9 protein-coding genes and 1 riboswitch are annotated in these 13,532 nt (G+C 64.8%); of the genes, 4 read left to right on the top strand and 5 right to left on the bottom strand.

What is annotated here, in order from left to right:
• Positions 1 to 76 precede the first annotated feature (76 nt).
• Together DFR29_RS23080 and DFR29_RS23075 are read left to right on the top strand one after the other, a co-directional pair.
• Positions 77 to 1,339 (top strand): patatin-like phospholipase family protein, encoded by a 1,263-nt coding sequence (locus DFR29_RS23080; RefSeq protein WP_133821004.1) that lies wholly within the window; start codon positions 77 to 79, stop codon positions 1,337 to 1,339.
• Positions 1,340 to 1,552: 213 nt separating this feature from the next.
• The gene (locus DFR29_RS23075; RefSeq protein ID WP_133821003.1) at positions 1,553 to 2,083 is read left to right on the top strand and encodes a phasin family protein; all 531 of its coding nucleotides are present in this window, start codon (positions 1,553 to 1,555) and stop codon (positions 2,081 to 2,083) included.
• A gap of 208 nt (positions 2,084 to 2,291) precedes the next feature.
• Here the strand turns inward: DFR29_RS23075 and dnaJ are convergent, their stop codons facing one another.
• The 4 genes from dnaJ to hrcA all read right to left on the bottom strand — a co-directional run bounded on the left by dnaJ (position 2,292) and on the right by hrcA (position 7,359).
• Positions 2,292 to 3,416, bottom strand: a complete 1,125-nt coding sequence (gene dnaJ / locus DFR29_RS23070; RefSeq protein WP_133821002.1) for a molecular chaperone DnaJ — start codon at positions 3,414 to 3,416, stop codon at positions 2,292 to 2,294.
• Between the two features lie 154 nt (positions 3,417 to 3,570).
• Complete coding sequence (gene dnaK, locus DFR29_RS23065; RefSeq protein ID WP_133821001.1) at positions 3,571 to 5,493, bottom strand: molecular chaperone DnaK; 1,923 nt, start codon at positions 5,491 to 5,493, stop codon at positions 3,571 to 3,573.
• A 137-nt stretch (positions 5,494 to 5,630) separates the two neighbouring features.
• Entirely contained in the window at positions 5,631 to 6,164 is a 534-nt protein-coding gene (gene grpE, locus DFR29_RS23060; protein ID WP_133821000.1) for a nucleotide exchange factor GrpE, read from the bottom strand.
• Between the two features lie 136 nt (positions 6,165 to 6,300).
• Positions 6,301 to 7,359: a heat-inducible transcriptional repressor HrcA gene (gene hrcA / locus DFR29_RS23055; protein WP_133820999.1), complete on the bottom strand. Its 1,059-nt coding sequence runs from the start codon at positions 7,357 to 7,359 to the stop codon at positions 6,301 to 6,303.
• Between the two features lie 105 nt (positions 7,360 to 7,464).
• Between hrcA and recN the strand changes: the two genes are divergently transcribed.
• Positions 7,465 to 9,138: a DNA repair protein RecN gene (gene recN, locus DFR29_RS23050; RefSeq protein ID WP_133820998.1), complete on the top strand. Its 1,674-nt coding sequence runs from the start codon at positions 7,465 to 7,467 to the stop codon at positions 9,136 to 9,138.
• 24 nt (positions 9,139 to 9,162) lie between these two features.
• Here the strand turns inward: recN and DFR29_RS23045 are convergent, their stop codons facing one another.
• Entirely contained in the window at positions 9,163 to 10,713 is a 1,551-nt protein-coding gene (locus DFR29_RS23045; RefSeq protein WP_166654282.1) for a radical SAM/SPASM domain-containing protein, read from the bottom strand.
• A 601-nt stretch (positions 10,714 to 11,314) separates the two neighbouring features.
• A riboswitch (cobalamin riboswitch) is annotated at positions 11,315 to 11,522 on the top strand.
• Positions 11,523 to 11,665: 143 nt separating this feature from the next.
• On the opposite strand from DFR29_RS23045, the gene btuB reads away from it, so the two are divergent.
• Positions 11,666 to 13,522, top strand: a complete 1,857-nt coding sequence (gene btuB / locus DFR29_RS23040) for a TonB-dependent vitamin B12 receptor (protein WP_133820996.1) — start codon at positions 11,666 to 11,668, stop codon at positions 13,520 to 13,522.
• The last annotated feature ends 10 nt before the right edge of the window (positions 13,523 to 13,532 follow it).

Below are 13,532 nucleotides of genomic sequence, written 5' to 3'. Positions count from 1 at the left end.
TTCGACCAAGCGACAGCTTTGCGGCGAGGCCGGCTGCACGCACAATCAGCCGGATAACCGCCTACACCGGACTCCCATGCTCGCCATCCAGGCCGCCTCGGCGCCGCAGCACAACGCCCGCCCTACCCGCATCGGCCTGGCCGTGGCCGGCGGCGGCCCCCTCGGCGGCATGTACGAGCTGGGTGCACTGCGCGCTCTGGAAGAAGCCGTCGTTGGCCTGGCGCCGACCCGGCTGCATGTATATGTCGGGGTCAGTTCCGGCGCGTTCATCGCGGCGGGGCTGGCCAACCAGCTCAGCATGGCCGAGATGTGCCGCATCTTTCTCACCGGCGAATCGCACCAGGCGCAATTTCGTCCCGATCTATTCGTACAGCCGGCGCTGAGCGAATACCTGCGCCGGCTCTGGCGCATTCCCGGCGTGCTGCTGGAAGGTGCCGCCGAGTTTGCACGCCGCCCGCTGCACGTATCGCTGAGCGACAACCTCGGCCGCCTCGGCCGCCTGCTGCCGACCGGCCTGTTCGACAACCAGAACATCGAGGCCTTCCTGCGCGACATTTTCAGCCGCGAGGGCCGCAGCAACGATTTTCGTACGCTGACACGCAAGCTCTATGTGATCGCGGTAGAGCTGGACAGCGGCAAGGCCGTGCGCTTCGGCGGTGCCGGTCATGACGCCGTGCCGATTTCCCGTGCAATCCAGGCCAGCGCCGCCCTGCCCGGCCTGTATCCGCCAGTCCGCATCGGCGACAAACTCTACGTCGACGGTGCACTGCAGCGCACCTTGCATGCGTCGGCCGCGCTGGACGAAGGCGCCGACCTGGTCATCGGCATCAATCCGCTGGTGCCGTTCGACACGGCCGTCGCCGAGGGCCAGGGCCGGCGCGCCAGCCTGGCCGAAGGCGGCTTGCCGGCGGTGCTGTCGCAGACCTTCCGTGCCTTGCTGCAGTCGCGCATGCAGGCAGGTTTGTCCAAATATGCACACAAGTACGCGGCAGCCGACATCGTCTTGTTCGAACCCAATGCCGATGATGCCCAGATGTTCTTCAGCAACGTGTTCTCCTACGACAACCGTGTCGAAGTGGCCGAACACGCCTACCGCACCACCCGTAGTGATCTCTACGCCCGCCGCGAAGCGCTGCAGCCGCTGCTGGCGCGGCACGGCCTGGCACTGGACGAGGCCGAACTGCAGCAGCCACGCAGCCTGATCGCCGGCCTGCAGCCGGCACCGGCGCGCACTACCGCGACGACTGCGCGACTGCGCCGTGCCGTGGCGGAGTTGGAAGAAACCGTGGCCGAACGCCTGCCGCGACACAGCCCCGCGCCGCGTGCCGCACGCCCCTGATCCGGCGTGCATCAAAAAGCGGCAACTGCGCCAGGCGAATAAAGTTTACTTTAATTAAAAAGAAACAATTATCATGACCCGCAGCGACTGGCATTGGCGCAGCGCAGAACGACAAAGCGCTTGCATAGTGTGAATATTCTAGCCCCCACGCCGAGACTGCCGCTCAATCTTGGGCGCGTTCGCGTACCGGGAGTCCCCCACGAGGAGCGTCGTATGAGCAAACCGAAGTTGAAGAGCAAGGGTAAGGCCCAGTCGGCGCCGAAGTCGGCGGACAACCTGGGCAAGTCGATCATGGATTCCGCCCAGCAGATCTGGCTGGCCGGCCTCGGCGCTTTCGCCAAGGCGCAGGAAGAAGGCACCAAGCTGTTCGATACGCTGGTGCGCGAAGGTGTCAGCCTGGAACAGAAAACGCGCAAGCTCGCCCTCGGCAAGGCCGACTCGGTGCGCGATGCCGTCGAGACCGGCGTCAGCCAGGTCAAGGAACGCACCCAGGAAACCTGGGACAAACTGGAAAAAGTATTCGAAGACCGCGTGTCCCGCGCCATGGGCAAGCTCGGCGTACCGGGCCGCAAGGAACTGAACGAAATCGCCGAGCGCGTGGAAGAACTGTCGCGCGAAGTCCGCAAGCTCAAGCCGGCCCGCGCCGCTGCCGCCGCCGATAGCGCCAAGCCGACCGCCGCCAAATCGGCCGCCGCACCCAAGGCAAAGCGCCAGCCCAAGGCCAAACCGTCCGCCGCAGAATAAGTTTCAACGTTGTAACGACGGTCGCGCAGGCGATCGTCCGCTTTCCAGCCCGTCAATCGACAACGGCCTCGGGAACCCTCCCCCCGGCGCCAGATTGATGGGCTTTTTTATGCGCGCCAGTGCAGTACACCGATTGCGGCGAGACGGCCGCAGCACAGTGCACGCAGGCTGTGCGAACCGGCGCCAGCAGCACCGGTTCGCCGCTGTGTTACGAAGTCATGCGTTCCCAGAACTGCTTGACGCCGTCGAACCAGGAATTCGCGCGCGGCGTATGTGCGCCCGGTTCGGCGCCTTCGAAGGTGCCTTCGAGTTCTTCCATCAGCTCGCGCTGGCGCTTGGTCAGCTTGACCGGTGTCTCGATCACGACGCGGCAATGCAGGTCGCCAAGCCGGCCGGAGCGTACGTTCTTCACACCCTTGCCGCGCAGACGGAACAGCTTGCCGGTCTGGGTTTCCTGCGGCAGCGTGATGGTCGCTTCGCCTTCCAGCGTCGGCACCTTTAGCTCGGCGCCGAGCACAGCCTGGGTGAAGCGGATCGGCAGTTCGCAGTACAGATCGTCGCCTTCGCGCTGGAAGATGCTGTGCTCGCGCACGCGCACTTCCACATACAGGTCGCCCGGTTCGCTGCCGGCCGGACCGGCCTCGCCCTGGGCTGCGAGGCGAATGCGGTCACCCGAATCCACACCAGCGGGAATCTTCACCTGCAAGGTGCGCTCGTCCTCGACGCGGCCTTCGCCACGGCAATCCTTGCACGGGTTGCTGATGCTCTTGCCGCTGCCGGCGCAATGCGGACATACCTGCTGCACCGAGAAAATGCCCTGCTGCATGCGCACACGGCCATGGCCGCGGCAGGTGGAACAGGTGGACGTCTTGCCGTCCTTGGAGCCGCTGCCTTCGCAGCCCTTGCAAGCGACCAGGGTGGGCACTTCGATGGTGCGTTCGACGCCGAATACGGCTTCTTCCAGGTCCAGTTCGATCACGTAGCGCAGGTCGGAACCGCGCCGCGGCCGGCCGCCGCCCGCGCGGCCGCCGCCGAAGATGTCGCCGAAAATGTCGCCGAAAATGTCGCCGACATCGGCACCATGGAAACCACCGCCGCGGCCACCGCCCTGCTCGAACGCTGCATGGCCGTACTGATCGTACATGGCGCGTTTTTTCTGGTCGCAGAGAATCTCGTAGGCCTCCTTGGCCTCCTTGAATTTGTCCTGCGCATCGGCATCCGGATTACGGTCCGGGTGGTACTTCATCGCCAGGCGGCGAAAAGCTTTTTTCAGGTCGTCCTCGTTCGCGGTCTTTTCCACGCCAAGGATTTCGTAGTAGTCGCGTTTGCTCATGGTTGCCTTGCCTGGGATGTGCTGTGCGCGTGTAGCAGCGCCGGCAACGAGTTATCGGCAGCCATGGCGTCCCCCTCGTTGCGGCCCGGTGTCAAAACGAAAACGGACAGCCGCAAGGCTGCCCGTTTTCGTTGTTCCGCTACATGCGGCGGTATTACTTCTTGTCGTTGACTTCGGTGAACTCAGCGTCGACCACGTCGTCCTGGGCCGCCGCCGTGCCGCCCGCCGCACCGGCCTGGGCCTGTGCGCCGGCATCGCCGCCACCCTGGGCCGCCGCGAACAGCGGCTGTGCCGCTTCTTCGAGCTTGGCCGTGCGCGAATCGATGGCCGCCTTGTCGTCGCCCTTCATGACCTTTTCCAGGTCAGCCAGGCTTTCCTCGATGCGGCCGATCTGGTCGGACACCTTACCGCCGTGGTTCTTGATCGCATCACGCACGCCGTGGACCAACTGGTCGGCCTTGTTGCGCGAAACCACGAGCTCCTGGAACTTCCGGTCTTCTTCCTTGTTCGCCTCGGCGTCGCGGACCATGCGCTGGATCTCGTCGTCCGACAGACCCGAGCTGCCCTTGATTTCGATGCGCTGTTCCTTGCCGGTCTTCTTGTCCTTGGCCTGAACGTGCAGGATGCCGTTGGCGTCGATGTCGAAACCGACTTCGATCTGTGGCATGCCGCGCGGCGCCGGTTCGATACCGGCCAGGTCGAACTTGCCCAGCGACTTGTTCGCGCTGGCGCGTTCGCGCTCGCCCTGCAGCACATGCACGGTGACTGCCGTCTGGTTGTCGTCGGCCGTGGAGAACACCTGCGACGCCTTGGTCGGAATCGTGGTGTTCTTCTCGATCAGCTTGGTGAACACGCCGCCGGCCGTCTCGATACCCAGCGACAGCGGGGTCACGTCGAGCAGCAGCACGTCCTTCACGGTACCGCCGAGTACGCCGCCCTGGATCGCTGCGCCTGCGGCGACGGCTTCGTCCGGGTTGACGTCCTTGCGCGGTTCCTTGCCGAAGAAGTCCTTCACCGCTTCCTGCACCTTGGGCATGCGGGTCATGCCGCCGACCAGGATCACTTCCGTGATATCCGACACGCGCAGGCCTGCATCATTCAGCGCGATGCGGCAGGGTTCGATGGTCTTCTTGACCAGGTCGTCCACCAGCGCTTCGAGCTTGGCGCGGGTGAGCTTGATGTTCAGATGCTTCGGACCCGAGGCGTCCGCCGTCACGTACGGCAGATTCACTTCGGTCTGGTGCGAGGACGACAGCTCGATCTTGGCGCGCTCTGCCGCATCCTTCAGGCGCTGCAGCGCCAGCGGATCGTTGCGCAGGTCGATGCCCTGGTCTTTCTTGAACTCTTCCACAAGATAGTCGATGACGCGTTTGTCGAAATCTTCGCCGCCAAGGAAGGTGTCGCCATTGGTGGCCAGCACTTCGAACTGCTTCTCGCCGTCGATCTCGGCGATCTCGATGATGGACACGTCGAAGGTGCCGCCGCCCAGATCGTATACGGCGATCTTCTTGTCCTTGCCGCCGGCCTTGTCCAGGCCATAGGCAAGAGCTGCCGCGGTCGGCTCGTTGATGATGCGCTTGACTTCAAGGCCGGCAATGCGGCCGGCGTCCTTGGTCGCCTGGCGCTGCGAATCGTTGAAATACGCCGGCACCGTGATCACCGCTTCGGTGACCGGCTCGCCGAGGAAATCCTCGGCCGTCTTCTTCATTTTCATCAGCACCTTGGCCGAGATTTCCGGCGGTGCCATCTTCCTGCCGTCGCTAGTCGCGACCCAGGCGTCGCCGTTCTCATGGCCGACGATGCTGTACGGCACCAGGTCCAGGTCCTTCTTCACTTCGGCATCGGTGAACTTGCGGCCGATCAGGCGCTTCACCGCGTAGAAGGTGTTCTTCGGATTGGTCACGCCCTGGCGCTTGGCTGGCGCGCCGACCAGGATTTCGCCGTCCTTGGTGAAGGCGACGATGGACGGCGTGGTGCGATCGCCCTCCGAATTCTCGATGACGCGGGCGGTGCCGCCTTCAATGATCGCCACACACGAATTGGTCGTGCCCAGGTCGATACCGATGATCTTGCCCATTGCTTAGCTCCTCGAATTGGTTCTTCGACCCTGCCGGATCGCTGCTGCGGCGGTATTTATAGTCGCGCAGCGGTTATTCAAGCCTTTCTGGCAGGCCGTCCCGGCCGTCCAGCCCCTACTTGCCAGTGGCAAAGCCGTCAGTTTGCGATCACCACCATGGCTGGCCGCAGCAGGCGCTCGTTGAGCACGTAGCCGGTCTGCAGCGTGTTGACCACGGTGCCGGACTTGTGTGCCGGGCTGTCGATCATGCTGACTGCCTGGTGCAATTCCGGATTGAACGGTTCGCCGGTCGGTCGGACCGCCTTCAAACCATTGGATTCAGCCACTTTGAGCAAGGCCTTGAAGGTCAGATCCATCCCCTGGCGCATGGCGGCAAGGTCGCTGGTCTCGACTGCGAGGCCGCCTTCCAGGCCATCGCAGACGGGCAGCAGGTCCGACAGCAGGCGCTCGTTGGCGAATTTGCGCGCCTGATCCAGATCGCGCTGCAGGCGGCGGCGCTGGTTTTCCAGCTCGGCCCGCTCGCGCAGCAGTACATCACGCATCTCGGCCACGGCGGCTTCGGCCTGGGCCAGTTGCTGGCTCAGCGCTTCCATGTCGGCATTCAGGGCGGCTTCGGCGGCAGACAAGCCGTCTTCAGCGCCCGGTGCCCCGGTCGATTCGGTGTTTTGCATTGAGACTCCAACGAAAAGTGCTTCCCGTCCCCACGGGGCGCGGGATCCAGTTGATCCATCCCGCTACGGTGCGGGTGCCGTCATCGGCACACACCCCGCGAAGCCGCGGGATGATACGGACTGACAAGCCGGGAAGCTATTGGGGCGCCTGATTCCGGTTCAAGGCACCGGACAGGATCTGCGCCGTGGCCTGAACCAGCGGGATCACCCGCTCGTAGGCCATGCGGGTAGGGCCGATCACGCCCAGCACGCCCAGCACGCGGCCCTGCACACCATAAGGCGCGGTAATCAGGCTGTAATTGTCGAGGGCGGCAAAACCCGATTCCTCGCCGATGAACAGTCGTACGCCCTCCGCACGGGAGCAGCGTTCCAGCACCGTCAGCAGGTCACGCTTGCGCTGGAAGGCCTCGAACAGTTCGCGCAGGCGGTCGAGATTGGCCGCATCGTGCACGCCCATCAGGTTGGTCTGGCCGGCGACGAACATGTCCGACTCCGGCGGCGTGTGGAACGCCTGCTGGGCCAGTTCCACCGTCGCCGCCATCAGGCGGTTCATCTGGTTGCTGGTTTCCTGCATGTCGCGCAGCAGGCGCAGGCGGATCTCGTCCAGGCGCTGGCCGGAAAACTGCGCATTGAGGAAATTTGCCACCTGTTCCAGCTCGCTGGGCGCATAGGCGCGTTCCAGCTCGATCACCCGGTTCTGCACCTGGCCGTCGATGAACACCAGGATCACCAGGGTGCGGCGCTGGTCCAGCGGCACGAAATCGATATGCCGGAACGGTACTTCCTGGTGCCGCGGCACGGTCACCACGCCGACGAAATGGGTCACCTGGGACAACAGCGACGAGGCGCTGTTGAGCAGGTCGGGCGTGGTGGCTCCGGCCGGCAGCTCGCGCCGCAGTTCCTCGACCTGGGGCTCGCCCAGCGGCCGCACTTCCAGCAGCGAATCGACGAACAGGCGATAGCCCTGCACGGTCGGAATGCGCCCGGCCGAGGTATGCGGCGCGGCGACCAGACCCAGTTCTTCCAGGTCCGACATGACATTGCGGATAGTCGCCGGACTCAGGTCCAGGCCGGACGACTTGGCCAGCACGCGCGAACCGACCGGCTGGCCGTCGGCGACGTATTTGGCCACCAGCGTGCGCAGCAGCTGGCGTGCACGCGGGTCTAGCGGCAGGGCGGAGTTGGCACGGGACATGGGCGGCAGCATAGCAGGCGGGACTGCCGTGCAAGATGGTGTCTTGGGCCATGAGACACAACCGCGCTAGAGTGCGCGCCCTCGTCACGCCACTCGGGTCTGGCAATGCTGCGATCGTTGTACGTCAAGGATTTTGCCATCGTCGGCGAAGCCGACATCAACTTCCAGGCCGGACTGTCCGTCGTCACCGGCGAAACCGGCGCGGGAAAGTCGCTGCTGGTCGATGCGCTGTTGCTGCTCAGCGGCGCGCGCTCGGACAGCAGCGTCATCCGCCACGGCTGCGACCGCGCCGAACTCACCGCCGATTTCGACCTGGCCGATGCCATTGCCGCGCGCGACTGGCTGGCCGCAGAAGAACTCGACGACGATGGCGCCTGCCAGCTGCGCCGGGTGATCCGCGCCGAAGGCAGCTCGCGCGCCTGGATCAACGGCCGCCCGGTCACCCTGGCCCAGCTTTCCGCCCTGAGCGAGCACCTGATCGAGATCCACGGCCAGCACGAACACCAGGCCCTGCTCGATCGCAACCACCAGCTTCAACTGCTCGACGCCTTCGGCGAACACGCCGATGCCCTCGCCGCAGTACGCCTGCCGGCCCGGCGCTGGCGCGAGATCGGCCAGCGCATGGCTGGCCTGAGCAGCCACGCCGACCACGGCGAGCAACTGGCCCTGCTCGAACGCCAATTGCTCGACCTGGACAGATACGCCCTCAGCGAAGCGCAACTGGCCGAACTCAACGAAATGCACAAGCGCCTGGCCAATGCCGGCCAGCTCGTCGCCGGCAGCAACAGCGTTGCCGAGCTGATCGACGGCGATAGCGAATTCGCCCTGCGCCGTTCGCTTGCCCGGGCGCGCCACGAACTGGCCAAGCTGGCCGAGATCGACCCCGGCCTGAACGCCACCGCCGAACTGCTGGAAAGCCTGGAAATCCAGCTCGGTGAAGCTGCCGACACCTTGTCGCGCTACCAGGACGGCCTGGAGCTGGACCCGGAACGCCTGCAGGAACTCGATGCGCAATTGTCCAAATTGCACGAATTGTCGCGTCGCCACCGTTTGCCCGTACACGAACTGAAGAACCGCGCCGAGGAACTGCGCGGCGAAGTCGATACGCTGCGCAACGCCGGCAGCCTGCTGCAGGAACTCGAACGCGAACGCACGGCACTGGCGCAGGACTACCGCAAGGCCGCGCAGACACTCACCACCCTGCGCCAGCAGACCGCGCAACGCCTGGGCCACGAAGTCAGCCAGCTGATGGGCGAGCTGGGCATGAGCGGCGGCCGTTTCGAGGTCGACCTGGAAGCCAGCAGCAAGGACGAGCCCGATGCGCTGGGCGCCGAGCGCTGCGAATTCCTGGTCAGTGCCAACCAGGGCCAAAGCCCGCGCCCGCTGCGCAAAGTGGCGTCCGGCGGCGAACTGTCGCGCATCAGCCTGGCCATCGAAGTGGCCGCGCTGGGCCTGGACGAAGTCGGCACCATGGTGTTCGACGAAGTCGATTCCGGCATCGGCGGTGCCGTAGCCGAAGTGGTCGGGCAGAAACTGCGCCGGCTCGGTTCCACCCGCCAGGCGCTGTGCGTCACCCACCTGGCCCAGGTCGCCGCGCAAGGCCACCAGCATTTCCGCGTCAGCAAGGCCAGCCGCGACGGCGAAACCTTCACCCGCATCGAAGCGCTGGACGACAAATCCCGCCGCGACGAGATCGCCCGCATGCTCGGCGGCATCGAGATCACCAAGGAAACCCTGGCCCACGCCAGGCAGATGCTGGAGCGCGCGGCCAAGGGCTAGTTTTCGCCGTGGCCTGGCGGACAGTCAGCGCGCGGTCTCCGTGGAAAAGTCCGCATGCGGGGCGAAAGTCTGCTCATCGTCGACATCGCGGTTGATGAACAGCGGACACCGCACGCACATGCCGGGTGCATTCCCGGCGACCATGTCCAACCGCAATGCGGCCAGACGCGGGTCATGCCAGACATCGTCGAAAGACTGTCCGGCCATTACGCCGAAAGGCTGGTCCGTATGGCAGTCCGGATAGGGGTAGACGCGCGCGCGCGCATCGATGTACAGCGAGTCGAAAGGCTTGTGACAGCGCACATGGCAGTAATCCCCCGCATGCACACCCAGGCTGACCCGGCGCTTGCCGATCAGCAGACGATGGTCGTTGCTGGCGCGCGCGATGACATGAACGACGAGGCCATCGGCCGCCTGCGGCAAATCCCGCCGATGCAGGGTGAACGACCAGCCGGCGCGAAAGGCGTGACGGTTATGGGGAAAGGCGCGTATCACATCGGGCCGCGTCGCGTTGTGGAAACGCGCGACACCCAGCGGCACCAGGCCGTCGGCGTCGATGTGTTCCCGCGGCTCGCCGGGCAGCGGATTGCGCGCCAGCGCAATGCCGGCGATCCCGCCTTCGGCCAGGGCCCAGCCCGACAGCTCGACCGACTCGCCGTAGAAATGGATATCACCGGCCGGTGTGTCGACGCTGCCATGCAGGACCGGCGCCGCCGTGGGGGGCGGCGAAGCGAGGAAACGTTTCAGCCAGGCGCCCACGCGCGCTCTTATTCCGCGGTCGGCGGGTTGCGCTTCGGCTGCGGCTGGTACTGCTGGCATTTCCACGCATTGCGTATGCGCCTCGAAGCCGTCGATGTCGAAAAAGTCGGCCGCGTTGAACAAGGTCACGCCCAGCTCCTGGGCACGTAACAATGCCTGGCGTATGCAGCGATTGGCATGCCGTTTGTCGTGCCGCGCCAGCGACTCGGCTTCCATGTCCAGCCCCTCGAACACGATCAGGTGGCGGAAAGCGACCGCATCCACGCCCAGTCTTGCCGCCAGTTCGATGATCTCGACCAGCTCTTCCACATTGCTACGCATCAGCGCGACGTTGAACTGCACCCGCGGCAGCGCGCTTTGCCGCAGCCGGCGTAGCTCCAGCACTTTCTCCACGTTCTGGATCGCCTTTTCAAGACTGCAGCCACGCAGGATATGGGCATAGGTGTGGCTGCGCGCCGCATGCACCGATACACATAGTTCGGTGACACCGCTGTCGACGATGGTTTCCGCCAGCTTGTCGGTGAGCAGGTTGCCGTTGGTCAGAAAACCAATCTCCGCGAAGCGATGCTCGCCGGCAATTCGCAGAATTTCGCCGAAATGCGGCGAGGCAGTCGGCTCGTAGGCTGCCGACAGGGTCAACTTGCGCGTATACGGTCGTATAGACTTGGCAATGGCTGCAAACGTCTCCGGCTGCATCAGCTGAGACCGCTGGTAGAACACTTCGTCGAAGCTGAAATGGCACATGATGCAGCGAAGATTACACTTGTTTACTATGTCGACAAGAATGGTGAGGGATTCCGGCTTCAGCGTAGACATCTCGCCAGCCTTGGCAACCACCTCCGCGCTGAACTGACCCTGCTGCGAAAGCCAGCCCGGTGCGGCGTCCAGCCCGCGCCCCGGATGCGGGCCCATGGACCTGGGCGCCAGGCGCAGCAAGCTGCTGCTGTTGCGAGATTTGGCAGCTGACGGCGCGTGCGATGCGCCACTGCCGCTGCCGGCCTGATCGGACTGAGTAGCGTCCTGCGACATTAGCCTTCCTCCCGTTGCGAATGCGGCAACGGTGATAGCCGATGGTTGCCGTCCACTGCCAGTGATACCTCAGGAAACTAAAAAAAGCCGTTAATCGCAGACATACCAATACAGAAGCTGGACATCCTGCGTGATTCGTACAGCCTTTGCCGCTGCTTCAATTGTCGGTTTGGCGTGATGCCGCGGTCGGCCAGCATGGGTATCGCAGGCCTGCCGCAAGAAGTGTCCAGGCCAGATCCTGTCTTACGCTCAGCGGCTTCGGCGCACGCGCGGAACAGCCAGCAGACGCCGCAGAGTCTGGTCGTCTGCGTCGCCGCCCAGTCGACGAGCCGCGTCGGCGCGCGTATGCATGGCGATGGCGAATTGGCGCACCGCATCACACTCTGTTAACATCCGCGCCGCTTGAGGTGGCATCCGGACGTTTTGGCCGTCCAGATGCTTAAACGGGAAGCCGGTGAACATCCCGGCACTGCCCCCGCAACGGTAAACGAGACAAGCGCAGCAAACGGCCACTGGATGCCATCCGGGAAGGCGCTGCGCGGGATCGAACGATCCGCTCGTGAGTCCGGAGACCGGCCTGCAAGCGATTCGCAGCGGCGTCGCTACGCCTTGCGGGTCCGGTGGTGCTGCGGAGGGCAGCGCCCGGCGAACGCGCTCCCACGCCCCGTTTTCCGTCGATTTCCTCCGCAGAACTAAGCTTCTTATCTGACGACCGCGCGGGTGAGCGCGGAGGAAACTCATGCACCGTACGATGTTGTACGCGGCCATCGCCGCGCTCCTGACCCTGCCTTCGGCCCCGCTGCTGGCCGCACCCGCTCCGCATACGCCGGAACTCGACGATGTCATCGTCACCGCCACCCGCACAGCGGTCACGGTGGACGAGAGCCTGGCACCCGTCAATGTCATCACCCGCGCCGACATCGAACGCCTGCAGGCCCGCTCGCTGATCGACCTGATGCGCGGCCTGCCCGGCGTGTCGATCGCCAATAACGGCGGTCCCGGCAAGGCCACCTCGCTGTTCCTGCGCGGCACCGAATCCGACCACGTCCTGGTGCTGATCGACGGCATCAAGATCGGTTCCGCCACCGCCGGCAATGTCGCCTTCCAGGATCTGCCGGTCGAACAGATCGAACGCATCGAAATCGTGCGCGGCCCGCGCTCCAGCCTGTACGGCTCGGAAGCGATCGGCGGCGTGATCCAGATCTTCACCCGCCGCGGCCGCGAAGCCGGCGTCACGCCGTACTTCAGCGCCACGGTCGGCAGCCACAACACGCGCGAAGCTACCGCCGGCGTGAACCTCAACGGCGAACAGGGCTGGCTTGCCGCCAACCTCGCCCATGCCGACACCGATAGCTTCAACTCCTGCCGCGGCAAGCCTTCACCGGGCGGCGCCGGTTGCTTCACCTACGAACCCGACGACGATCCGTACCGCAATTCCTCGGCCAGCCTGCGTGGCGGCTGGCGTTTCAGCGATGCGGCCGATATCGAAGCCAACGTACTGCGCGCCGAAGGCCGCAACGCCTACGACGGCAGCTTCGTCAACGAATCGCTGTACCGCGAGCAGGTAGTCGGCGGCAAGGTGCACCTGCTGCTGTCCGACAGCGTGAATTTCAACCTGATTGCCGGCAGCAGCCAGGACTATTCCGACAACTTCAGCAACGGCGTCTTCGTGTCGAAGTTCGATACCCAGCGCGACAACTACACCGCCCAGGCCGATATCGGCCTGGCCAAGGACCAGTTGCTCAGCGTCGGCGCCGACTACGTCAACGACGATGTCGACAGCACCACGGCCTTCGCCGAATCCTCGCGCGACAACACCGGCCTGTTCGTGCAGTACCAGGGCAAGGCCGGCCGTCACGATTTCCAGGCCAGCGTGCGCAACGACGACAACGAACAGTTCGGCAGCCATACCACCGGCGGCCTGGCCTGGGGCTTTGCCTTCAGCGACAGCCTGCGCCTGGTGGCCAACTACGGCACTGCGTTCAAGGCGCCGACCTTCAACGAGCTGTACTTCCCCGGCTACGGCAACGCCAACCTGCAGCCCGAATCCTCGCGCAGCATCGAGATCGGCCTGCGCGGCGACGGCGCCGGCGGCCGCTGGGACGTGCATCTGTTCGACACGCGCATCGACGACCTTATCGCCTACGACGCTGCCATCTTCGCCCCGGGCAACGTGGACGAGGCACGCATCAAGGGCGTCGAAGCCAGCTATGCCGTCGATCTGGCCGGCTGGGCCCTGAACTCCAGCCTGACCCTGCTCAATCCCAAGAACGTGTCCAGCGGCTTCAACGACGGCAATGTATTGCCGCGCCGCGCGCGCCAGACCGGCCGTATCGACCTGGACCGCCGCTTCGGCGACTTCGGCGTCGGCGCCACCGTGGAAGCCGCCGGCAAGCGCTATGACGACCTGGGCAACAACACCCGCCTGGGCGGCTATGCCACGCTGGATCTGCGCGCCGACTACGCGTTCAGTCCGGACTGGCTGATCCAGGGCCGGGTCTCCAACGTGGCAGACCACGACTACGAGACCGCGGCGTTCTACAATCAGGCCGGTCGTACCTATAGCCTCACCTTGCGCTACCAGCCCAAGCGCTAGACCGCAGCAA

It is taken from the genome of Tahibacter aquaticus (assembly GCF_004363655.1).
Classification (GTDB): Bacteria; Pseudomonadota; Gammaproteobacteria; order Xanthomonadales; family Rhodanobacteraceae; genus Tahibacter; species Tahibacter aquaticus.
Note: the sequence above shows the minus strand (reverse complement) of the source record. Positions and strands in the feature narration are given on the sequence as shown.